This is a genomic window from Okeania hirsuta (genome assembly GCF_003838195.1).
In the GTDB taxonomy this organism is placed as follows: Bacteria; Cyanobacteriota; Cyanobacteriia; order Cyanobacteriales; family Microcoleaceae; genus Okeania; species Okeania hirsuta.
The window spans coordinates 1-21,625 of sequence record NZ_RCBY01000030.1 but is presented as its reverse complement, the minus strand read 5'-3'; the positions used below and the strand labels follow the sequence as shown (position 1 = coordinate 21,625).

The window sequence follows — 21,625 nt, the reverse complement described above, 5'->3', positions numbered from 1 at the left end:
CTAGCTATTAATAGCGTAAGCTCCGACCTAGGAGTCAAATAGCTGATTTCCCACTTACCGAAATTTTACTATGACCTACAAATTTGTTGCAGAGTAGCAGTAAAATTGGGATAAGAAATGCTTGCAGCTTCAGCCTGATGGATATTGGTAGTGTTAGTCACATTAAGAGCAGCGATCGCCAAACTCATAGCAACTCGATGATCCCCATAACTCTCAACATCACCACCAGTCAAGGCCACACCACCAGTAATTTCCAATCCATCCGGTAATTCTGTAACTCTAGCTCCCAGTTTCTGGAGTTGAGTGGCCATAGCCATCAAGCGATCGCTCTCTTTGACCCGCAACTCAGCCGCATCCTTAATCACAGTTGTCCCCTCAGCAAACATAGCAGCAACTGCCAAAATAGGAATTTCATCAATAAGTCGTGGAATTATCGCACCAGAAATTTCACAAGCTTTCAAAGGACTATAACATACTCGTAAATCAGCCACAGGTTCTCCAGCAACAACCCGCTGATTTTCCTGTATAATATTAGCCTGCATCATTTCCAAAGCTTCTAGTATGCCTGTGCGAGTAGGATTAACACCAACATTTTCAATTACCAATTCTGACCCAGGCACAATAGCTGCTGCTACTAACCAAAAAGCTGCCGAACTAATATCACCAGGCACAACCACATCTTGACCTTGCAATTTAGCTGGACCTGTCACAGTTACACTATTTGTTTCTGGGTCGATACTAATTTGAGCGCCAAAAGCTTGCAACATTCTTTCACTATGGTCTCGTGAAAGAGCAGGTTCAGTTACCGTAGTTTTCCCTTCCGTCATTAAACCAGCAAACAAAATACAAGATTTTACCTGGGCTGAAGCAATGGGAGAATGATAATGGATCGGTCGTAACTTTTGTCCCTGAATGGCCAATGGGGCTAAAGAGCCACCTTTTCTACCCCAGATTTGAGCGCCCATCTGTGTCAGAGGCTCAATCACACGGGACATGGGACGCTGGACCAGGGAACTATCTCCAGTAACAGTAAAAAAACGTTCGGGATGGGAGGCCAAAATCCCCAACATTAGTCGCATTGTAGTGCCAGAATTACCACAGTCCAAAACCTGAGATGGTTCTATGAGATTATCTAGTCCAACTCCCTGAACCTCCACCAAGTCTGTATTGAGTTGAGAAATATCAGCCCCAAGAAGTGAAAAACATTTAGCACTGCTGCGGGGATCTTCCCCTAGAAGCAAGCCTTTTATGGTAGTTTTTCCTTGAGCGATCGCTCCTAGCATAAGAGACCGATGAGAAATTGATTTATCTCCAGGAATTTGAATGTTACCTTTGAGGCATAGACCTGATTGTGGTCTTTGAATTATCAAAGTTTCTTGACTATTTGTAATTTGTGTAGTTACTACAGCAGGTATCATAAAATTAACTATAAATTTGCAAAATTTGCACAGCCACAATTTTATAGGAGTCTGGGAAGGGTGAGTAAATAAATACCTGTGCAGAATTCATTTAATATCAAGTCCTGATAATTAGTGATGAAAAAACCTATCTTCTTACACAAAGCAAATATCCTTATTGTCCCCACTCCCTACTCCCCGCTCCCTATCCTAATATCCTAAGCAACTCAATATTTGCTATAAATACCAATAAAAAATTTACTACTAATTGTTATACTGTTAGCAAAAATCAGTTAGGAAAACCGTATAGAGAGGTTGACCAAGAGAAAAGAAAATTCAGTATTTTAAGCCTCCCTACAAATTGGAGGAGGTACTGTTAACTGTTAACTAAAATGACCATTAAGGGAAGTTTTGGCGATTAGAACTGATGAGTCAAAGCCTCTGAGGATTTCTTTTAGACTTTATCTTGTCTTTTTCTTGTCTATTTGTAGCTATTCTAGTTGATTTGAGACAAATTTTGAATATTAATTTAGTATTGCATTCTGACAAACATCAAAATACTGTCTTTAAATCACTCAAGCTTATATCTAAAATTATTCGATCAAATTGTTTACTATGAGTAGTAATAAAGTAAATATACAAAAAATAAATAATTTCATCTAATTTAATGTAGTAATATTATACCTAGTTAATTCTTCAGCAAAAAATAAAGTAGCTCAAAAACCTCTTTCTTTCAGGCTTATATATTTAAATTATAACTATCCTACTTACTATCTTGCTTTAATTTTGAATACCGACTATACCATTAATAAATAAACTGTAAAACACGAGCAATTTATTTTTCTCTGACAAACAACTCTCTGATTACCTTTGATGGTTTATCTTTTTCTTTTGGGTTGATTATCCCCCCGTCTACAGAGTGTTGACAATTGGTTGTGGTTTGAGTCGCCATCCACTTTTTCCTTCTTCCTTTTTCCTTCTTCAATATTATTTAAAGCAGTAAAATTTAACTCATCAAGTGATTATTTAATATATTTAGTTAAAACATTGTAACAAAAACAAACAAAGATATAATTAAAATTAATAAATTTACTTAGACTGGTTACTGGCAATATTTTAGTATAGATAATTTTAAAGTTTTTTTATAAATACTATCCCTTGTGTCCAACTACATAAATATGCTACTATAGGAATAGTTAAGATCTTAACATGAGTTAATGACCCAAGTCTCAGAATTCAGGAGTTAAGAAAGAAGTTATTGTGAATTGCTATTGTGAATTGGCTTTTTGTTTTAACTACTATATTTATTCGCATAGTATTTGATGATGCAATGATGTTTAATAGTTTCCTAACCTTGATATCAAAGTGTTATTAATTTTTTTTATCTCACAAACTTCAAAAAAATGATGAGAGAGATGAATATGATTGATACTATATTACTTCTATATTAATTAATAACAATTAACTAAAATAATTTAACACTGCTTCACATGAAGTAATTGCTTGAAATAATTGTCAGCTAAATTTTTCAGCCAAAGGCATCTTTGTTTTGACTTTCTTGAGTTCATCTTAATATTATGTTTGCGTAGGGTTTCCGCAATAAATAGAAACCTTATAATTATACATTTGATCTATGAGTTCCATAAAACCTATCAATAACAAACCACAGATATATAGCATATTATAGGTTGATGAAGTACAGATTATCTAATCACGATCTTAATCAGTAAATATTGTTGTTGTGCAGGTGTACCTAACTTACTTAAAAGTGCTGTATGTTCCGATAGCTTAAATTCTGAGTCAGAATAGAGTTAAATCTAAATTAGAGTTTGGCCAAGGTTACGTGCGAAAGAAAAAGCTATTAACCAAGAGTAATATTTTTGATCTTTGTAGAACTAACAACCATTAAATAATTACAACTTACCCTAAGAAAACAGATGCTAACTTATCAACGCAAATCCGTAAGTCTATCATTAATATCAACAGACTTGCCAATTTGGTCCATAGTTGAAACAGCGGCCACTGTATATCATAAAGACCGCGATCAATTTCATATATTATTGCATGAACCTGCAATTACAGACAAAGAAACATCATGTATAGACATAGATGAGCCATCAATATTGCCAACTGTCTTAAAACCAAGACTTTTATGGCTAGAAGTTTCCCCGTCCCGAGTCATTATGACTATGCAAGGAAACGGTAAATATTGTTACCGCCATATCTGGGAAAGAGGAGTATATGGCATCTGTCGTTATTGGTTACAAGACGAGTCATTCAATTTACATTATCAGCTACAAATGCGTAACTTTACCCGTAACCTAGTAGTTCAGGGAAGACCAGTTCCAGATTATCTGCGTTTAGAATATGAACTATGGTCTCAGCAGTTACGCATGGGACATTATGTACTAGAGCTAGAAATTCATCACTAATAGTTTGATTGAAGTTACCAATCAATATTTTTCCTAACAAAAACCACTTAAAACTTAACTGTCAATTCAGTTATCAGTTAGCCTCCTTCGGAAGAACTGCGTTAACAGTTATCAGCATCTCCTGCAATACAGAAGCGAGAAGATGCAGAATTTTCTTTATCTTGGTCGATTGGATATGGCGAGGTTTCCTCGCCATCCCACCCTTAGGAAAGTTCCGAAGACCGACCGCTTTCTATCCCCTTAAAAGGGAAGGTTTGAGACCCTATATTTTTGGTAATAGAAATTATTTATTAGGTGTAAAGTGCTCTAAACTTATTTATCTTGACAATAAGTAACCAGCTTATCTAACAAAATATCTTTTTCTGTAGCAACCTTATTAGCTTGCTGGCCTGTTTGAGTAAGTTGATTTTTAGCCTGATTAAATTTTTTTCTACCCTCTAATGAAGCTTCAACTTGTGTGCTAGTTTTAAGAGCTACACTCATCTCAAGAAAAGCTTGAGAAAGTTCTTTAAATGTTCGAGTTAAGTCTTTTTGAAACTGCTGAAGAGTTTCATCCTCAAGTTTGAGAGCTTCTAACTCCTGAGAAATTGCTTCTAAATCTCCTCCTAGCTGATTAGTTGTCGCAGCATCAAAGGAATTTTCAGAATTGACAAGAGTATTTCCTTTGTTAATAGTAACAATCAATTCATTACACTGAAGAACTTTGCTAGGGCTACAACTAGTGATGGACAAATAGACTAGAATGGTGCCACCAATAATTTTTAATTTACGAAACATTGTTTAAAATCTTGCAAACTAAGGAGGTATACTTTATAAAAACATAGTTATATCATTTCCGGTTGAATATTGATAAATTAAGTGAGCAGGAAGATGGCGTTGAAGTTAGAGAATCAGTTTTTTCATAACTAATTAAAGAGGAGAGGTCTATTAAATAAGACAGGTATTTAATAATTTGGGACTACTCTTTTTTTACCTACTCAAAGTAGACTTCTTTTTTCTCACTAATTTTATATATAGGAATTGAATCATTATCAATAAAAATAATTTTTGATGTATAGAATTATTAGGTTAAAATCGCTTTAATTATTGCAATTTATACTTGATACGATAATATTTAGATTAACTCTAGTATCGGGAATATTGACAAAGTTTTGATTATTTTTTTTCCTAAATTAACATTTTGTTACCATTATTAATTTTGAAAAATTATTCATAATGCCATTTTTTTTGTGAGTGATGAGAACATGAATTATCTAAGCGATCTGTTATATTCAAGTAATCATTAATGTGAAATTATTTATTAACTAGCTAGTTTTTTGATTTGATCCTCAATTAATTTTCAGGCAGAAGAAATTGAAGAGTTAACTTTAAATTTGTTACAGTTTACAGTATCGATCAATGAATTTCAGAAGTCTACCGATAATTCTAGCTTGATTAAATATTAATGTAGCTAAGTGTAGCTAGGTGTTCAAACCAATATCAATACTAGCAAAATTTTCTTCTAACTCGTATTGTATTTGTTTGGCTTCAGAAATCACTTCAATGACATTAATAATTAGTCTGATAGACTTAATTCTTGACAAAAATTTATCCCAACTACATCATGATTTATTAAAAATACGCTAAAAGTATTGACTAATTATGTCTATATTTAGCTATATTAACAGTAAATGTTGGTGATACCTAACAAGTATAAAAGTTGGCTCAAGAACATTAAAATGCCCGAACAACCAAGAAAAATTAACAATAATAATAAATCCACAGATAATTTTCCCATTGTAATTTCTTTTGGATTAGCATTGCTAATGCTAGGTTTATCCTGGCGTATATTCACAATCATTGCTATTGCTTCTGGAGTTACCTGGTTCGTCAAGCGTTATCAGGAAAAACAAAAACAACAAAAAGATTATTTGAATAACATATTCTATCAGTTAATTCAGGAAAATAATGGGTATATTACAGCCTTAGACTTAGCCATAAACTCCCAACTATCGGGAAAAATAGTCCAAGAGTTTCTTGATGAACAAGCTAAAGAATTTGGTGCTGAATTAGAAATTACACAAGAGGGTGGTTTATTATATTATTTTCCTACTGCTGTATCTCTAGTTGGAAGAACAACGGATAAAATTTTAGAAAACAATACTCAATTAATCTCGAAAGATTCAAATTATGAGGCTCAACTACCAAATAATTCTCATCTAAAAGATATTCCAGAAAATTCCCTACTTCAATCTGCTACTGAAATAGTTTCTCCTCTTACCCAAAAGGAATTAGCAATTAGGCTCAATGTTCATGCTAGTACTATCAGTAAACGGAAAACAAAACCTGATTTTGGAGAATGGAGTAGTCAAAAAGATCCGGAATCAATTGCATGGAAATATTTTAAAGAACAAGCACAATTTTTACCTATAATTCCTAGATTTTAAGCACAAAGTTTTAAATTAAATCAATGGCTTTTTTTTAACTTTTATATCCCCAATATTTTACTTTTATCAAAAAATTTGGAGAGCAAAAGTTTACTTAAAATTTACTTGGCCTTAAGTCAAAATTAAACAATAGCTTTACTAAAATTCAAGGACTTAATTTAAAAAGCATTTCCTGAGGGAATTCTCCTCAAACAGCAATTTGGTGCAGTCAGTATTTCCTAAACGGAATGCTCCGCAAACAGCTTAGATTTATACTGAAACCGAGTAAATGCAATTTCAAAGAGAATTTCAACCCCTCTTGAATTATCTAGTGTCTACAAGCTGGGAATTTCAACTCAAGTTGATAGCTAAAAGCCGATCGCCAAGAGCTAGTTAAAGAACCACTTAGATATTCTTCTATATTCTATAATTGCCTTACTTGACAAAAAGACAAAATTATGTTATAGAGAAGTAGAAAAATAAAATTAAAAATGGGCTATGTATTGAAAAAAAATTATAACAAAATGTGAGAATAAACTTAAAAATCTTAATTAAACATTACAATAAAAAAAATTATAGGTAAGTGTAGCAAATGATGCCTAGAATACTCGTCATTGACGACGATCCTGCGATCGCAGAACTCGTTGCTGTCAACCTAGAAATGGCTGGCTATGAAGTTAGCCAAGCAGAAGATGGCATAAAAGGGCAAGCTCTAGCCCTCCAACTACTACCAGACCTGATAGTATTAGATTTAATGCTACCAAAGGTAGATGGGTTTACAGTTTGTCAACGTCTGCGTCGTGATGAACGGACAGCCGATATTCCGGTACTGATGTTAACTGCTTTAAGTCACACCCAAAATAAAGTAGAAGGCTTTAATGCTGGAGCAGATGATTATCTGACAAAACCCTTTGAAGTAGAAGAAATGCTGGCACGAGTGCGTGCCCTACTCCGACGCACAGATCGAATACCACAAGCAGCTAAACATAGCGAAATTCTGAATTATGGTCCTCTGACTCTTGTTCCTGAAAGGTTTGAGGCTATTTGGTTTGAGCAGACAGTCAAACTAACTCATTTAGAATTTGAGTTACTCCATTGTTTACTGCAACGACATGGCCAGACAGTATCTCCGAGTGAAATTCTCAAGGAAGTCTGGGGTTACGATCCAGATGATGATATTGAGACGATCCGAGTCCATATTAGACATCTGAGAACAAAGATGGAACCAGATCCTCGCCATCCTCGGTATATTAAAACAGTATACGGTGCTGGTTACTGCTTAGAGTTACCTAGTAATAGTTCCAGTGCTAATAATGTGGAAACATCTAATTTGGCAAAACCAAATCAGGAATGGGTGAGAGAATCTTAAAATAATTTCCGGTTGAAAAATTATAATTTAGGTATAAAAAACTGAACTGACAGAGAGATTTTTTCAAAATTCTGTAATACCTTACGAATTACAATCTCTCAACCGGAAATTTAACGAAGTCAGAAGTCAGAACTCAGAAGCGGTGCGACCCCGCGACGACGCCAGTCGCACCTGGTAGCGCACCAAGAGAGTCAAAAGTTATTTTTGTAACGGGGATTTGATCCCCCCTCCAAAAATATTTCGCCTGAAAAGGCGGGGTTGCGCGACCCAATTATTTTGATAAATTAAGGTTTTATACCAATTTTATCTAAGGCAGCACAAAATTATTTTTTCCTTTTTCCAACTTCAGTCCTTCCTTCTTGAAGAAATTTATTAACTTGTCTATCTCGCTCTAAAGTTAACCCCGATCACAATATTATTCTATGCAACTTAGAAATGAATTTGGTATTAATTTAGGTGTTGGTGAAGGAATAATTATTTGGCGAGACTCCTGGAGAGTAAATGTGAGAAGATCGGAAATTAGTCCTCTGAGTTGCCAAAAATCCGCTAAAATCCATTAGTATATATGAGGATGTATACTATGTGTTGGATTAGATATGTCAAAATAGCTCTAGTTAATACCATTGGAGCATTAGTAGCAATTATTTGGGTGCCTGTTCCTCAAGCAGTGGCACAACCTTCACTTCTAGAACAAGCAAACTCAGCAGTTTCGCCTTTAGAAACCCTCGAGTCAATAAACAACAACTTAAAAACTACAAGAAAAGTAAATTCACTATCAGAACTTTACCAGCTTAGAGACGAAATAAAAGCTGAACTGAATAAAGTTTCTCAAAGGCCAACTCTCCAAGAAGTAGAAGAACCCTGGCAATACCAATTTCACCTACAACAGTATGAAAAAACCCTGAAAAACTTCCGTAATGTAGAAGCTAATATTATTAGAGAAGAAAAAGCGCTTCAAAGCTGGAAGCAAGCGATCGCCAAAGCAAGTAAGGCAGTAGAAAAAGGAAAAACAATTCAGGCAAATTACCAAACTTGGCAAGAAGCAGAAAATCTTTGGTTAGAGGCAATTTTCAACCTGCGCCAAATTCCCCAAAACTCGTTAATTACAGATAAAGCGATCGAAAAAATGATCGAATATCAGGGTTATTTAGCAGTTGCCTCCTATGAAAAAGTCATAGCAGCAAGAAGATGGGTAGAAAATACAGAAGATGACACAGACAATAATACAACCAATTATTCACCCATTGCATATAGTTTATCTCCTGGTTTCACCATATATGGCGACACCAACAGAGACGGAGAGTTAGATGAAGCTGACAGATCGAGTAGAGAAAAATGGACTTTATCAGAAGGTGCATTGATGCTATTTAATAGCGATGATGATAATGGCGATCGAATACCAGACTGGCGCGATCGAGAAGTTAATGGCAAAACAGATGAAGCAGACTTAGCGCTGGTGAATATTCAAGTAGCAGAAAATTATCAAGATGCTCAAATCTATATCTCAACAGATACAGATGCTAGTGACTATATTAATGTATTCCAAAAAACAGAATACGGATGGCAACCAGTAGATATTTCTGGTACTGAAGCATTAATATCTAGAGAGAAAGTAGTATTAGGTGTGGAAGCTAAACAGTTCGCCGATCGCAACTGGAAAGGAGTCGTTAAATTAACAGCGATCGCTGAAAAAAATGGTAGACAAATTGCTTCTGATAGTATTCAAATAGGTGTAGTCCCCTGGTTAATGTCTCCCAATACTGCTCCAGTCAAAGAGCTTCATGTCAGCGAACGTGGTTTTGGCAATCAAGAATTTGTGGCCAAAATCAAACAGATCGTCGAAAGAACAGGTGCTAAAGCTCAAATTAATTCTGGTGGCACCACCTGGATGCAAGATACTAAAGAAATAGGTTATGTGCAATTTCCCTCTCAAGGTAAAACCCATAATATGAATGTGGTACTCAAAGCTAACCGTCCTGGGGAAAATGACCAATACGCTAGAAGTCTGCTCAAAGAAGATTTTGGCTGGTTTGAAGTAGGTAAACCTAGACAACTCGATCCCCTAAATAGATGGGCAGATGCTTATGGCAACCTAGAAGTGACACCACCTTTGCCAGGATACGATCTGGGAAGAATTTATTATGGTAAGGCAGGTGAAGTAGGTCTGAATCCAGAAATCGTTGATTTTATTAAAGCACAAAAGATTCAGGGTCCGCCAGTAGATATTGATACTTCTTGGTTAATGATTCGTCATGTAGATGAAATTATTAGTTTTATTCCTAGTAAATTTGGCAAACCTTTAATGTTAATTGTTAGTCCAGAAGCAGGGGTAAAACTATTAGAAGAATTGAGTCTACAAGGATATGGACAAGCGGCAATAAATCGTGGTTTAAGTACTCAAACAACGGTACGAGCAGCGCTAAAAAATCAGAAGTTAATTCAGCATAATCTCTATTTGCAGCGGGAAAAATTAGACCCATTAATTGACAAATTGAAGCGGGAATTTAATTTAAGTGATGACCAGATTATTCAAGTACCAGCTATGTTTGGATATAGCGGTTATTCTTGGTGGCCAAATATGGTAAATTCCGTAGTAGTCAACGGAGAATTGTTAGTTTCAAACCCTCTAGGAGCATTAATTAATGGTAGAGATTATACTCAGGAAAAATTCCGCAGGTTAGTAGCTGATGCTAGTTTAAATATTAATTTTATGGACGATAAATATTATCAGAATCTCAGGGGAAGTATCCATGATGCGACAAATACAACCCGTTTAGGAAAAAATAATCCTTTCTGGAAATCTTTGTCTGAGGATATTATTTCAGGGAGTAGGGAATAGGGAGTAGGGGAGTGGGGGAGTAGGGGAGTGTGGGAGTAGGGGAGAAAGATTTTTGTTGGGTTTATCCATCTATTGCAACATTTACAGCACTTTGTGACTCTATGAAGTACACCCCGAAGCGGGCAAGATGCCTGCACTACAAGATTTTCACCATTTACCTTGTACATCATTTGACTAATACCATTTTCAAAAAATATTGCTACATTGGCTATTCAAGGTATTAGGTGTTAGGTGGTAGGTGGTAGGTATAAGAAATAAACAGTGAAGATTTTTCAATTCCGTTAAGCATCTATATTTTACTGTAACAATCTTGCTTGAATTTGGTATAAAATATGCTGTAATATCATGTCCGGATAAGAGCGTGATAAAAAAACTTTATCCCTTCTAATCTTTTCTTCCCTTCTGCCTTCTGCCTTCTGCCTTCTGCCTTCTGCCTTCTGCCTTCTGCCTTCTGCCTTATGCCTTCCTTCTTCCAAAGTGTAAGTATTCAACCGGACATGATATAAGATGAAACCGTCTACTACATGATTTAATATTTATTTGACAAATACTCTTTTAATCAAGTTAAGAAGTCTTATTTTTGACTTTTGATTTGCTATTAAACCCTATCTATCAGGAGAAAAAATGTCTGATTTTATGGATTTTTTGAAGCATAAATATGCTTATGTTGCCTTGGGAGAATTTAAACCAGGAAAGTTTGAAGAAGCAAGGGAACTTTATGAAAAAGCAGTTGCTACCTATAACGACGGTTTTAAGGGAGCTTATTTATTGCAGTTGCCAGGAACAGATAAAGGTATTGCTGTAATTTTTTGGGAAGGTGTTGAAGATATGGATGCTAATCAAACTGATGCTTATAAAGCGGCATTGGAACAAATGTCACATTTATTTGCTAAACCACCAGAAACTAATTTTTATGAAACTGTTACTGAGATATTGCCAGAGTAATATCATGTCCGGTTGAGCAGTTGCAAGGAGGAGTCAGGAGTCAACCCACCCCTCGCCCCTCCCCCTCCCAAGAGGGGAACTCAGGAGTCAGGAGGGAAAAAGAAGAAGAAAGTTTTTGGTCGCGTAAGCGGAACGGAGTTCTATCGCGCTATTAAGCGGACATGATCTAATTGGGTAGATAAGGATAGTCTTGGTCAATTTAATTAGACAAATTTTGCCTTGAATATCCTGACAATTAGACGAATTTTCCTCTGCATTATAAATTGGGGGATAGAAAAAATCTATTCCCCCTACTCCTGAATATTACGAACTAATTTTGATTGTAATCTGAATCCGATCTGCAGCACTAGAAGGAACGCACCATTTTAACAGCGATCGCTTAATTTCCTCTATAATTTTTTTATCCTTCAAACTGGAAACTTCATCATCTAAAATTACTCGAAGTACGCGATCGCCTTTCACCTGCAATTCCAAAACTATTTCACCATGAATATTTGGTGGTATATTCAGATTTTGTAGATGCTGTTGGAGATTTTCTTGCCCTGCAGCATCTAACCCGATAACTTGGATAATTTGCAAAGGAGTATCAGTTGAGTTTGCAGAATCTTTTTGTTTGAGAGAAAGTACCATTCGCATAAAATTCCCTACTACTTTAGGAGTTTCCTCCACATTTGCAACTTCCTTCAAGTCTGTCGCTATCCGTTTCAGAAGTTGCTCGGAAGTAGGAATTTTTCGGTCGCGGACTAATATTTTAACTAAAACCTTATCGTTAGTTTTGAGAACGCGCTCTATGTGAGAAAGTCTTACTGGATAGTCATTATCCGAAATGTTGTAGCGCATTCTTACTTCTTTAGTAGAAGCAGTTTCCTGTAGTTCGCCTTGTTTCAAGAATCTCGAAATTCCTTTCTTGATACCCGAAGACCCTATTTTCTCTTGTTGCTCCACCGAATCTATTGCTTGAAGTTGCGATAGCTGCATCATCAAGTCCGGAGAGTCAGAATAAGTTGACATGATACGATCTGAATCATTGTCTAGCATCCGACACAGCAAGTCCGGAGAGTCGGAATAAGTTGACATGATACGATCTGGATAATTGTCTACTCGAAATCTTTCAGGTGCAGCACCGAACCCCTCATAACTCACTCCCTCTGGCATTTCCACAGGAACTTCCATCGAAATACTCTTACCACCAGGTTCAACACGCACCTCTTCACTCACCGCAACAAACGCCGTATATTCTGACAACAATTGATAACTTAAAGCGGTCTCCGTCACTTCTTTTACCACCGACTTCTTATCATAATCAAACATCTGATTCATCAAATGCTTAATCTTTTGCCTGGCCCAAATTTGAGCAACTGCTATATTGTCAGAATCAGCAAAATGAATATCGAAAGTCTGCTGATAAATTTCCCCACCAGCAGCAATACCATTAACCTGTAACTCACCTCCCACAGCATCCTGTTTTTGCCCAAACAAAACCAAAGGTTGCTCGGCAAATAAATCTGGAGTTGTCACCGGATAAATTTCTGGTACTTCACCCCGACCATTCCACTCAACCTCAATTTGAGTCAATACTGGATTATTAATTTGCTGAAAAAATTTCTCTGCTACTTCCTGACTTGGTTCATCCTGTCGCACAACTCTGGCAATACCCCGCCCAATTTCTGCTAAACGGTTAATCAAATATCGATTTACCGAACTACCGACACCAAAACTATAAAGTCGGTTTCCTGGTTGGAGTTGGTCTTGCACTTCTGCCAATACTGCTTTTTCATTACCAATATAACCATCGGTCAACATCACAATACTCCGTAGTCTTCCCGCAGGTGGAGGCGGAAAATTCAAAACTTCCTCGATGCCATTCAATAATTCAGTGCCACCATTTGCAGTTAATCTATTGATATAGTTAATTGCAGTGGCAATATTGTTAGGTGTATTCGGTAGAGGTTGTTCTGACAGTTTTCTGGCAGTATTGGCAAAGTCGATAATTGTGAAAGTGTCGTTGGGGTTAAGTCCGTGGATAAAACGGCGCATTAATTCCTGGCATTTCAACAATGGTTCTCCCCTTTGGGAACCGGAAGTATCCATGAGGAAAACGACATCTTTCGGCACAATTTCATCACTGCGATACCGTAAAGCGGGAATTAGATAAACGGCAAAATATCCGCCACGTTCGTCTGCTTGAGTTAATACTGTTGCTTTGGTACGATCGCTAGCAACTTTATAGCGGAGAATGAAGTCTTTGTTTGGGATGGTGTCTTCATTTCCTAATTTAACCGTAACAATTTCTCTTCGCTCAGATGTTTGAATTTGGTGGGATATGGAATTCACCTGAAAAATTGGCATCCCACAGTTTATTTCTACTGTCATACCAATATCATGTCCCGAACGAGTTGCCGGGGGAACTATTGGTGGTGTAATTTGACTAGCATCGGGAACTTGGTCTGTATCGCCACTTCTATCTATAGGTGTTCCGGGAATATAACGAGGTCCGACTACCATTGGAAAGACAAATTCATAATCCCCACCTTCAAACTTCAGGGAGTCTGTGTAGCGAATAATCACATCTATTTGCTCCCCTGGTTTAATATTGGCAAGAGATTGAGTGAAAATATTATCGCGCTGTTGTTCGAGTAGTCCAGCAGTACGACCTTGTTGTTTAGCTTGTTGATAGATTTTTTTTGCTTCTTCTCGTTTTTTGATATTGCCTTTGATTAGGCGATCGCCTATTTTGATTTCCATTTCATCGACTGCTGCTTCGTCTGGTAGTGGGAAGACGTAAGTTGCCTCTAGGGGTTCGGTGAATGAGTTCTCAAATTTTTGAGTTACTTCGATGCGGGATAGGTTGCCCGCTATTTTGGCTTTAACTTCCGTGTGTTTCAGAGGAAAAGTCAGTTTCTCCTCTGAGGATACAACGTATAATCCTGCGAGAGTTGGTGTATTTGTAGACATAAGTGTGTATCCTCCTAAAGAAATTAATTTGTTTTGTAATACATTAACTTCTCTTGTAGCGTACTGAATTAAGAATTGTCTGTTAAGAATTGTGTATGATTATGGTCAGCTTAAAAATGTAGGGGGAAAGGGCTTGATTTGAATAGACCTTAATTTGATAAATCCCTTTTTTATCCTTAAAAGGAGAGTCTTTAAACCTAGATTCAATTAATTATCCATTATCAATTATTCAATAGTTTTCGCAATTCATCTATTGAGGAAATTTGGGGAATTTGAGATACTATTGTCTCTAACAATTTCACATCATCTATTTTTGAAATATCTGATAAAATCTCCACATATTCATCACCAAACTTGAGTTTTAATCCCATTTCAATTGCTAATAATAACCCCTGTTTAATTTGAGCATCTTTTAGAGATATCTCAGCATCTTTTTGGGATATTTGAGCATCTTTTTGGGAAATTTCCAGATTTTTTGCTGTTGTTATTTCATCTCCTGTTTTAATTACATTCCCATCACCATTGCACCAACGTAACCAAGTACCATTAACATTTTCAAATACACCATTCCATAGAGTTAATCCCAAATTAACATGAGCAAACCAAGCATCATTTTTAGGAACGTAAGAATTAATTTGTAATTGAAAGACTTGCAGTACAGTTTCGCTAAGTTTTTGCAATGGATCGTAGACAACATCATAAGGAATTCCTAACTTTGCATAGTCCGTTAATTTACTTCCTAATTCATTACCGGGAGTCGGAGAAACAATTTCTATTACGATATCTGGTGCTTTGCCAAATTCCCAGAATAAATAAGAGCTAACATTACGTTCCCACCATTCTTTCTCACCAATAATATTCAAACTTAAAAAGACATCAGGTACAATTCCTGAATCTAGGAGATGAGAAAATAAACCCACATTGGCAGCAACAATAAAAGGAACATTTATCGGTATTTTAGCACCGCTATAAAATACCGTTGTGAGTAGACGTTGTTGTTTTTCATTAATAAAACTATCCAAGGGAGTATCATCCTCTAGAATCATGTGACTGGTGTCTGGATCTCCATGGGGCAGAATAGTCAATTTTTCTGACATAATTACCTCCAGATTAATTGGGGAATTTTTAATATATTATATAGGCAAAATGATAACCCAGTAAGGATATTGTATGCAACGTGCCTAGTGTTTGTTATTGGAAGATGATCGCAAATCCGCAACCAAATCTGCCACCCGTTGACTGAAAATTTAACTGTTCAATTGTTTAATAGGCAAACTTAAAATTGCTAAAATCTTAGAAATATTTATATCTTCTGCATTTTCAATGACTAACTCCTCATTATTAATATCTACATTTTGACCAGAAAGTTTGAGAAAGCGCCAGATACGTCCTGTGGTAACAGCACCATAAATACTTTCAGTTGTTCTATTTCTTGCTTGGTTAAACCTTTGTGCTGCTACCATTTCTGCAATACATTGACCTAAACCTACGTTTGTACTTTCATTTTTAGCTTCAACTATTGTGATTACAGGAGCTTCTATTTCTAAAGTGAACTCTGAAGCACTCAAAATATAGTCACAAAATCCATTTAGTCCGCTGGTAATATCGACATTAAAATCTCTGCCAGAAAACAAACTAATTTTACCATCAAATATTTCTCTAATTTCTATCAACAATGGTGCAATAATTAACTCCGTTTGCGGAGCATTCCGTCAGGAAACGAGCTTTTTCAGTATTATTATCAAAAGCAACTTTGAGATTACGTTTCAGAGTCATTTTCAAATATTCACTCGGTTCAACTAACTCGATATTAGGAAATAAATTAACCATATTAATACTAAGGTCAAAAGTAGCTTGAGCTTGATTAATAGTTTTTAAATGCTCCTTGAATCCCAAAATAATAATAACTAAATTATTAGCTGACCGGAATGGCGATCGCTCATTTATCTTTTTTTGTTTAGTAGGGGTTTTGTCTCCAAATTATGACAATATTGAATTGTACCAATACTACTGGATTTGGTATGATATAGCTAATTTATTCTTACTTATGCTATGGTAGATAAATGTTTAGGAAATTTAGCTTTGAGTAGTAGAATTAGCAGTTAGAATATTGAAACAAGGGAGTTATCATCTGAAATGGACAATATTCCTTTATGTACAGTTGAAAATTTAGGACAACATCAAAAGTTAGGAGAAATTCTGACCAGGGTAAAGCAGGAATTTAAACAAATTTATCAAGATAATTTCATTAGTTTAATTTTATTTGGTTCTCAAGCAAGGGGTGACGCAAAACCTGACTCAGATATTGATGTTTTAGTAGTTTTAAAAGAAAATAATAATCTCGATAATAAGCATCAAAAAATCATTGAATTTATTTCCGATATATGTATCGAATATGGGATGTTAGTAAGTTGTGTTTATGTGAGTGAATCTCAATTTCAACAAGAGAAAAGTCCCTTATTATTGAATATTCATCAAGAAGGTATTTTCCTGTGAATATTGAACAACAACAATGATTACAAAAAGCTAGGGAGAGCTTACAAGCTGCTCAACTTTTAGTCGATCATAACTTGGCTGCTTTTGCTGCTGCGAGGGCTTACTATAGTATGTTTTATATTGCGGAGGCTTTTTTGTTAGGAGAAGGATTAACATTTTCTAGTCATTCTGCTGTTATCTCTGCTTTTGGTCGAGAATTTGCTAGGACAAAACGTTTGCCTGTAGAATATCATCGCTATTTAATTAATGCTCAAGAAAAACGTACAGAAGCAGATTATAATCTTAATCCTAATATTACAATAGAACAGACTCAATGCATTATTAATGAAGCTGAAGAAATGCTTGATTTTGCTCATAATAATATTGATTTAATTTAATAAAAAATCAGGTTATGTAGTTATGAATATCATCTTAAGTCCACAACAATAAAAGTTTATTCAATCCCAAATTGCCAAGGGAAAATATACCAATATTGAGGAAGTTATTGATTCGGCTTTAAAGCTATTAGAAAAACAAGATTATGAACAATGGCTTGATGAAACTCCCCCAAAAGTTCAGGTAGGTTTAGAACAATTAGAAAAGATTGTGTCTGACATAAAAATTATTGTTCCTTAGTTATTTATTAATTGATTTTTCAATTTCAGATAATCTCTGAGTTTAAGGTAACAGTCTACTGTAAAGCAGCAAGGATATCGTCTCTTTCTAAATCATCATAGTCTTCAAGAATTTCCTCAATAGTCATGCCACTACTCAGCAATTCTAGTATAAATTCTACGGGATAACGCAATCCCAGGAGGCAGGGTTTTCCGTGACAGATGTTTGGGTTAATAGTGATTCTTTCTAGGAGGTTTTTATTGATCATTTCTTCTATTGTTAGTTAGTTGAAACTATAAACCAAAAGCTCCTTCCTAGGAATGGGTATATTTGAGCATTACATAATAATATGACAATATAACACAAAAAAGGAGCTTACTTTGGCAGTAACTTTTAATTATCTCTCAATTTCTCAACAGAAAAACTATGTATAAAAAAAATAGGTAGACGATTTCGTAAAATCCCCTACCTAATAAAAAGTTTATCCCTGCATCCGCGACAAAATCCCTGTCTTGCTCCCCTAATTTAAACTTATAAATTTTTCTGTTTATTCTTAGCAAATTTCAATAATTCTTGAGCTTTTTGATAATAAGTTGTTCCTGGTTTCACATTCTCTAACTGATTAATAATAGATTGAATTGTACTAGCAAGTAGACCCTGGTTAGAATTATCATCAACAGCATACCTTTGCCAATCAGCTATCAAATTTTTAGCCTGTTTAAAAGCTTGCCCTGACTGTTTTTCTAACTGTAGTCGCATTTTCACATTAGCTAAATTAACTTGATATTCTGCTAATTTTGTCTGTGCTTCTAAATAACTAGGGTTATCTACTGATACTTTCTGCAATTGACTAATTGCTTGTTCCCATAAACTCGCCACCAGTTGCCACTGTTGTTCTGGATGGGGTGCATTTTGGGAAGCTCTAGCTGCTTCAAAACCAAATTTTTTGGCTACTTCCATTAGAGTGAAACTCCGCTTACTTCCCTGAGTTAGACCTGCCTCTTTTTTGAAATCTCGCTTAGTCGCTGCTAATTTAGGTTTCACCATTTTTCCAGCGAGAGTAGTTGGTGGAATTTGTTCTAACTTATCTATTGCTGCTTGCCACTGAGCGATCGCCTCATTTTTTTCTGTTGGAGTTGTCGCTTGCTGATACTGCTGTTTAGATATTTTAACTGTTTGCTCTGCCTCTTTTAACAATGTTTGAGCATTTTTTTCTTGAAACGCCTTTGCCTCAATTTGTCCTACCCTTTTTCTCGCCCTTTCAAATTCATCTAGAGTAAATCGCCAAGTACAACTAAAAAAGGTGCAATATCTTGGGGGATAATAACCTAAAAACCATACTGGTAAACCATCTAAGTGTTTTTGTGCTTCAGCAACTCTCTGCGTTCCCAAATTAATATCGGCGCTGGAAGTTGCTTTATTGATCAGTTGATCTGCTTGTTCCGTTTTAGCGATCGCCTCTCGGTAGTTACGATCCATGCTTATGTAGCTTGGTAACAATACCATCGGTGCTACTCTTGCCACTGGTCTCCGAACCATAGGAAAAGGTAAATTTGCTACCCAGACTAAACCAGCTACTCCTAGAGCAGCTAAACCTGCTAACTGAAATAAAATTACTTTTCCTGCGGGATGATTTTCCCTTGCTGCTTTTTTGAGAACTTTTTCGCTAAAGGTAGGATATTGGTCTACAATTAGTTCTCGTAATTCCTCTAATTTAGCAGGTTCGCCAGATTGCATCCGTAGTTTTTCCAATCGCTTCAGAACTATTTTCTGGCCTATTTCACCTGTGAGGTCTTCTTTTGATAATTTTTTGATTTCTTCACTTAATATTTCGTAAGCATAGTTATGGAGACGTGGCATATTTTAACCTCTAGATTATAATCATTTTTAGTTTAAGCGTAATTTTTTAATTAGTCATCAGCAAAACTATCAATATTTCTTGATAAATTTAGCAGCATAAAGTAAAAATATCTGTAAAAATACTGATTTATTTTGAAACAGAAGTTTGACTTTTGAACGCCTATCTATATAGACCTCTCCGAAAAAGAGAGAGTAGGAAGTAGGGAGTAGGGGGAAATAATTAATGATTTATGGACGATAATTGATTTGATTTTTAATTATCGGAGATGTCTATTAGGTAGAGAATTTTGGAAAATATTCTACCTAATATTTGGAATAAAAAACCTCATCCGTGCATCCGTGAAAAAATCCCTGTTTGCCTCTAATTTCAACTTATAAATTTTTCTGTTTATTCTTAGCAAATTTCAATAATTCTTGAGCTTCTTGATAATAAGTTGTTCCTGGTTGAACATTCTCTAACTGATTAATAATTTCCTGTAACTTACTAGTAAGTAAACCTTGACTAGAATTATCAACAGCATATTTTTGCCAATCTGCTATTAAATCTTTACCCCGCTTAAAAGCTGTTCCTGACTCCCTTTCTACTTCTAAACGCATTTTAGCTTCACTCAGTTTTACCTGATATTCTGCCAATTTAGTTTGTGCTGCTACATAACTTGGGTTATCTACAGAAATTTTCTGCAACTGACTAACTGCTTGTTCCCATAAACTCACCGCTAGTTGCAATTTTTGTTCTGGATAAGGTTCATTTTCAGAAATTTTGCCTGCTTGCAAAACAAATTGTCTAGCTGCTTCAATTATCACATCACTGCGTTTACTACCATTAGCTAAACCTACCTCTGCTTGAAAATCTCGCTTGGTTGCTGCTAATTGTGGTTTTGCCATTTTTGCAGCAACAGTAGTGGGTGGAATTTGTCCTAACTTATCTATGCCAGTTTGCCAATTAGCGATCGCCTCATTTTTTTCTGTTGAAGTTGCAGCTTCGAGATATTCTTGTTTAGCTGTGGCAATTTTTTGTTCCGCCTCCGTTAACAATGTTTGAGCATTTTTTTCTTGAAATATCTTCGCCTCCATTCGCCCTACCTGTTTTCTCGCCGTTTCAAATTCATCTAATGTGAATTTCCAAGAACAACTGAAAAAGGTACAATATCTTTCAGGATAATAACCCAAAAACCAGACAGGCAATTCATCAAGATGTTTTTGCGCCAAAGCAACTTTTTCAGCACCAAAATTGATATCTGCGCTGGAAGTTGCCTTATTAATTAATTGGTCTGCTTGTTCAACATTAGCGATCGCCTCTCGATAGTTATAATCCATATTTATATAACTAGGTAGCAAAATTATTGGTGCTATTCTAGACACAGGTTTACGAATCATTGGATAAGGTAAATTTGCTACCCAAACTATCCCTGCCATTCCTACTAATGCAGCAGGTATCCAGGCAATTTTACTCAACATTCCTGGTGGTTTATTTGCTTTAGCTGCTTTCTGAATAACTGTTTCACTAAAATTAGGAAATTGGTCTTTTACTAAATAACTTAACTCTTCTTCTTTTAGGGGTTCTCCTGATTGGAAAGTTAACTTATCCAATCTTTTCATTACTATATTTTTTCCCACTTCCCCAACCAAATCTTCCTTAGCACATTTGTCAACTTCTACCTCTAATATTTTATAGGCTCGGTCATATAAACGTGGCATATCTTTACCTCTAGATTTATTAGTTATATTATACTCGGATAATCAGTGGAGCAAGATATCTAAAACGGTGCAATGGTTCGTTATGAGCGATTTTGAAACAATTCTGATAGCTTAGATTTTAGCCATCTAATCTACCTTATAACAATAAACTTTTTAGCTGTGTCAGTCCAGTAGATTGCGTTAAGGTACAACTCAACATATATAACTTATTGTTGGGTTTCCTTTGTCAACCCAACCTACAAAGTGTCAATACTTTTTTATTATTGTAAGCATTTAAGAGAATATGATTTGTCAGGAAATAACTAGGTTTAAATCATGTTTCTTTAGTAATAAATTAATTACGAATTTACTCGGAGATATACTTAATGACTGCCCAACCTAAAAACCAACTAATGACCTCTCAAGAATATCTGGAATGGGAGGAAAAACAACCGATTAAATATGAATATATGAACGGTCAAGTTTTTGATATGACTGGAGGAACTATTCCTCATAATTACATTGCGGTTAACTTAACTACAGTCTTAAAAAATCACCTGTGGGGTAAAGTGAAATATCAATGGCAGATGCTAAACTTGGAGTTTTTGAAGTCTGACCTTTTTATTATCCTGATCTAATGGTTATATCATGTCCGG

The 21,625-nt window shown here is 35.6% G+C and carries 21 protein-coding genes and 1 pseudogene; 11 read left to right on the top strand and 11 right to left on the bottom strand.

The window, feature by feature from the left end:
- Positions 1 to 68 precede the first annotated feature (68 nt).
- Positions 69 to 1,418: a 3-phosphoshikimate 1-carboxyvinyltransferase gene (gene aroA, locus D5R40_RS07710; protein ID WP_124154453.1), complete on the bottom strand. Its 1,350-nt coding sequence runs from the start codon at positions 1,416 to 1,418 to the stop codon at positions 69 to 71.
- Between the two features lie 814 nt (positions 1,419 to 2,232).
- The gene (locus tag D5R40_RS34810) at positions 2,233 to 2,382 is read right to left on the bottom strand and encodes a hypothetical protein (protein ID WP_161564952.1); all 150 of its coding nucleotides are present in this window, start codon (positions 2,380 to 2,382) and stop codon (positions 2,233 to 2,235) included.
- 952 nt (positions 2,383 to 3,334) lie between these two features.
- On the opposite strand from D5R40_RS34810, the gene D5R40_RS07705 reads away from it, so the two are divergent.
- Positions 3,335 to 3,829 (top strand): hypothetical protein, encoded by a 495-nt coding sequence (locus D5R40_RS07705; protein ID WP_124145872.1) that lies wholly within the window; start codon positions 3,335 to 3,337, stop codon positions 3,827 to 3,829.
- Between the two features lie 312 nt (positions 3,830 to 4,141).
- Here D5R40_RS07705 and D5R40_RS07700 read toward each other — a convergent pair whose 3' ends face one another.
- Both D5R40_RS07700 and D5R40_RS40860 read right to left on the bottom strand, forming a co-directional pair.
- Positions 4,142 to 4,606, bottom strand: coding sequence for a hypothetical protein (locus tag D5R40_RS07700; RefSeq protein ID WP_124145871.1), 465 nt, complete (start codon positions 4,604 to 4,606; stop codon positions 4,142 to 4,144).
- A gap of 683 nt (positions 4,607 to 5,289) precedes the next feature.
- Positions 5,290 to 5,412: a hypothetical protein gene (locus tag D5R40_RS40860; protein WP_275670402.1), complete on the bottom strand. Its 123-nt coding sequence runs from the start codon at positions 5,410 to 5,412 to the stop codon at positions 5,290 to 5,292.
- A gap of 135 nt (positions 5,413 to 5,547) precedes the next feature.
- Here D5R40_RS40860 and D5R40_RS07695 point away from each other — a divergent pair, with 135 nt between their 5' ends.
- The 6 genes from D5R40_RS07695 (at position 5,548) to D5R40_RS34800 (ending at position 11,552) form a co-directional block, all read left to right on the top strand.
- A complete protein-coding gene (locus D5R40_RS07695) occupies positions 5,548 to 6,255 on the top strand; it encodes a hypothetical protein (protein ID WP_124154452.1) in 708 nt (235 codons plus the stop codon).
- Positions 6,256 to 6,829: 574 nt separating this feature from the next.
- A complete protein-coding gene (rpaA, locus tag D5R40_RS07690; protein WP_124154460.1) occupies positions 6,830 to 7,603 on the top strand; it encodes a two component system response regulator RpaA in 774 nt (257 codons plus the stop codon).
- A 422-nt stretch (positions 7,604 to 8,025) separates the two neighbouring features.
- The gene (locus D5R40_RS34805; RefSeq protein WP_161564610.1) at positions 8,026 to 8,163 is read left to right on the top strand and encodes a hypothetical protein; all 138 of its coding nucleotides are present in this window, start codon (positions 8,026 to 8,028) and stop codon (positions 8,161 to 8,163) included.
- Between the two features lie 20 nt (positions 8,164 to 8,183).
- Positions 8,184 to 10,442, top strand: coding sequence for a protein-arginine deiminase domain-containing protein (locus tag D5R40_RS07685; RefSeq protein WP_124154451.1), 2,259 nt, complete (start codon positions 8,184 to 8,186; stop codon positions 10,440 to 10,442).
- A 624-nt stretch (positions 10,443 to 11,066) separates the two neighbouring features.
- On the top strand, positions 11,067 to 11,387 hold the full coding sequence (locus D5R40_RS07675; protein WP_124154449.1) for an antibiotic biosynthesis monooxygenase: 321 nt from the start codon (positions 11,067 to 11,069) through the stop codon (positions 11,385 to 11,387).
- Positions 11,388 to 11,399: 12 nt separating this feature from the next.
- Complete coding sequence (locus D5R40_RS34800; RefSeq protein WP_161564951.1) at positions 11,400 to 11,552, top strand: hypothetical protein; 153 nt, start codon at positions 11,400 to 11,402, stop codon at positions 11,550 to 11,552.
- Between the two features lie 138 nt (positions 11,553 to 11,690).
- Here D5R40_RS34800 and D5R40_RS07670 read toward each other — a convergent pair whose 3' ends face one another.
- The 4 genes from D5R40_RS07670 to D5R40_RS39270 all read right to left on the bottom strand — a co-directional run bounded on the left by D5R40_RS07670 (position 11,691) and on the right by D5R40_RS39270 (position 16,238).
- A complete protein-coding gene (locus D5R40_RS07670; protein WP_124154448.1) occupies positions 11,691 to 14,342 on the bottom strand; it encodes a VIT domain-containing protein in 2,652 nt (883 codons plus the stop codon).
- 221 nt (positions 14,343 to 14,563) lie between these two features.
- Positions 14,564 to 15,439, bottom strand: a complete 876-nt coding sequence (locus D5R40_RS07665; RefSeq protein ID WP_124145865.1) for a Uma2 family endonuclease — start codon at positions 15,437 to 15,439, stop codon at positions 14,564 to 14,566.
- Between the two features lie 150 nt (positions 15,440 to 15,589).
- Positions 15,590 to 16,015 carry a hypothetical protein gene (locus D5R40_RS07660; protein ID WP_240039059.1) on the bottom strand — a complete coding sequence of 142 codons (426 nt, stop codon included), beginning with the start codon at positions 16,013 to 16,015 and terminating at the stop codon, positions 15,590 to 15,592.
- Positions 16,002 to 16,238 (bottom strand): hypothetical protein, encoded by a 237-nt coding sequence (locus tag D5R40_RS39270; RefSeq protein ID WP_240041560.1) that lies wholly within the window; start codon positions 16,236 to 16,238, stop codon positions 16,002 to 16,004. Before D5R40_RS39270 ends, D5R40_RS07660 begins: the two co-directional genes overlap by 14 nt.
- Positions 16,239 to 16,478: 240 nt before the next feature.
- Here D5R40_RS39270 and D5R40_RS07655 point away from each other — a divergent pair, with 240 nt between their 5' ends.
- The 3 genes and pseudogenes from D5R40_RS07655 to D5R40_RS42480 all read left to right on the top strand — a co-directional run bounded on the left by D5R40_RS07655 (position 16,479) and on the right by D5R40_RS42480 (position 17,453).
- Positions 16,479 to 16,838, top strand: coding sequence for a nucleotidyltransferase domain-containing protein (locus D5R40_RS07655; protein WP_124154447.1), 360 nt, complete (start codon positions 16,479 to 16,481; stop codon positions 16,836 to 16,838).
- A 32-nt stretch (positions 16,839 to 16,870) separates the two neighbouring features.
- Positions 16,871 to 17,215: pseudogene (locus tag D5R40_RS07650) on the top strand (HEPN domain-containing protein); the annotation flags it as partial.
- Between the two features lie 58 nt (positions 17,216 to 17,273).
- Positions 17,274 to 17,453 carry a ribbon-helix-helix domain-containing protein gene (locus D5R40_RS42480; protein ID WP_205127440.1) on the top strand — a complete coding sequence of 60 codons (180 nt, stop codon included), beginning with the start codon at positions 17,274 to 17,276 and terminating at the stop codon, positions 17,451 to 17,453.
- Positions 17,454 to 17,508: 55 nt separating this feature from the next.
- Here the strand turns inward: D5R40_RS42480 and D5R40_RS07640 are convergent, their stop codons facing one another.
- From D5R40_RS07640 to D5R40_RS07630, 3 genes are all read right to left on the bottom strand, one after another.
- Positions 17,509 to 17,700, bottom strand: a complete 192-nt coding sequence (locus D5R40_RS07640; RefSeq protein ID WP_375339374.1) for a DUF433 domain-containing protein — start codon at positions 17,698 to 17,700, stop codon at positions 17,509 to 17,511.
- 263 nt (positions 17,701 to 17,963) lie between these two features.
- Positions 17,964 to 19,292 carry a hypothetical protein gene (locus D5R40_RS07635; RefSeq protein WP_124154446.1) on the bottom strand — a complete coding sequence of 443 codons (1,329 nt, stop codon included), beginning with the start codon at positions 19,290 to 19,292 and terminating at the stop codon, positions 17,964 to 17,966.
- Between the two features lie 372 nt (positions 19,293 to 19,664).
- Entirely contained in the window at positions 19,665 to 20,990 is a 1,326-nt protein-coding gene (locus D5R40_RS07630) for a hypothetical protein (RefSeq protein WP_124154445.1), read from the bottom strand.
- A 365-nt stretch (positions 20,991 to 21,355) separates the two neighbouring features.
- On the opposite strand from D5R40_RS07630, the gene D5R40_RS07625 reads away from it, so the two are divergent.
- Complete coding sequence (locus D5R40_RS07625; protein ID WP_339379475.1) at positions 21,356 to 21,607, top strand: Uma2 family endonuclease; 252 nt, start codon at positions 21,356 to 21,358, stop codon at positions 21,605 to 21,607.
- Positions 21,608 to 21,625: the final 18 nt, after the last annotated feature.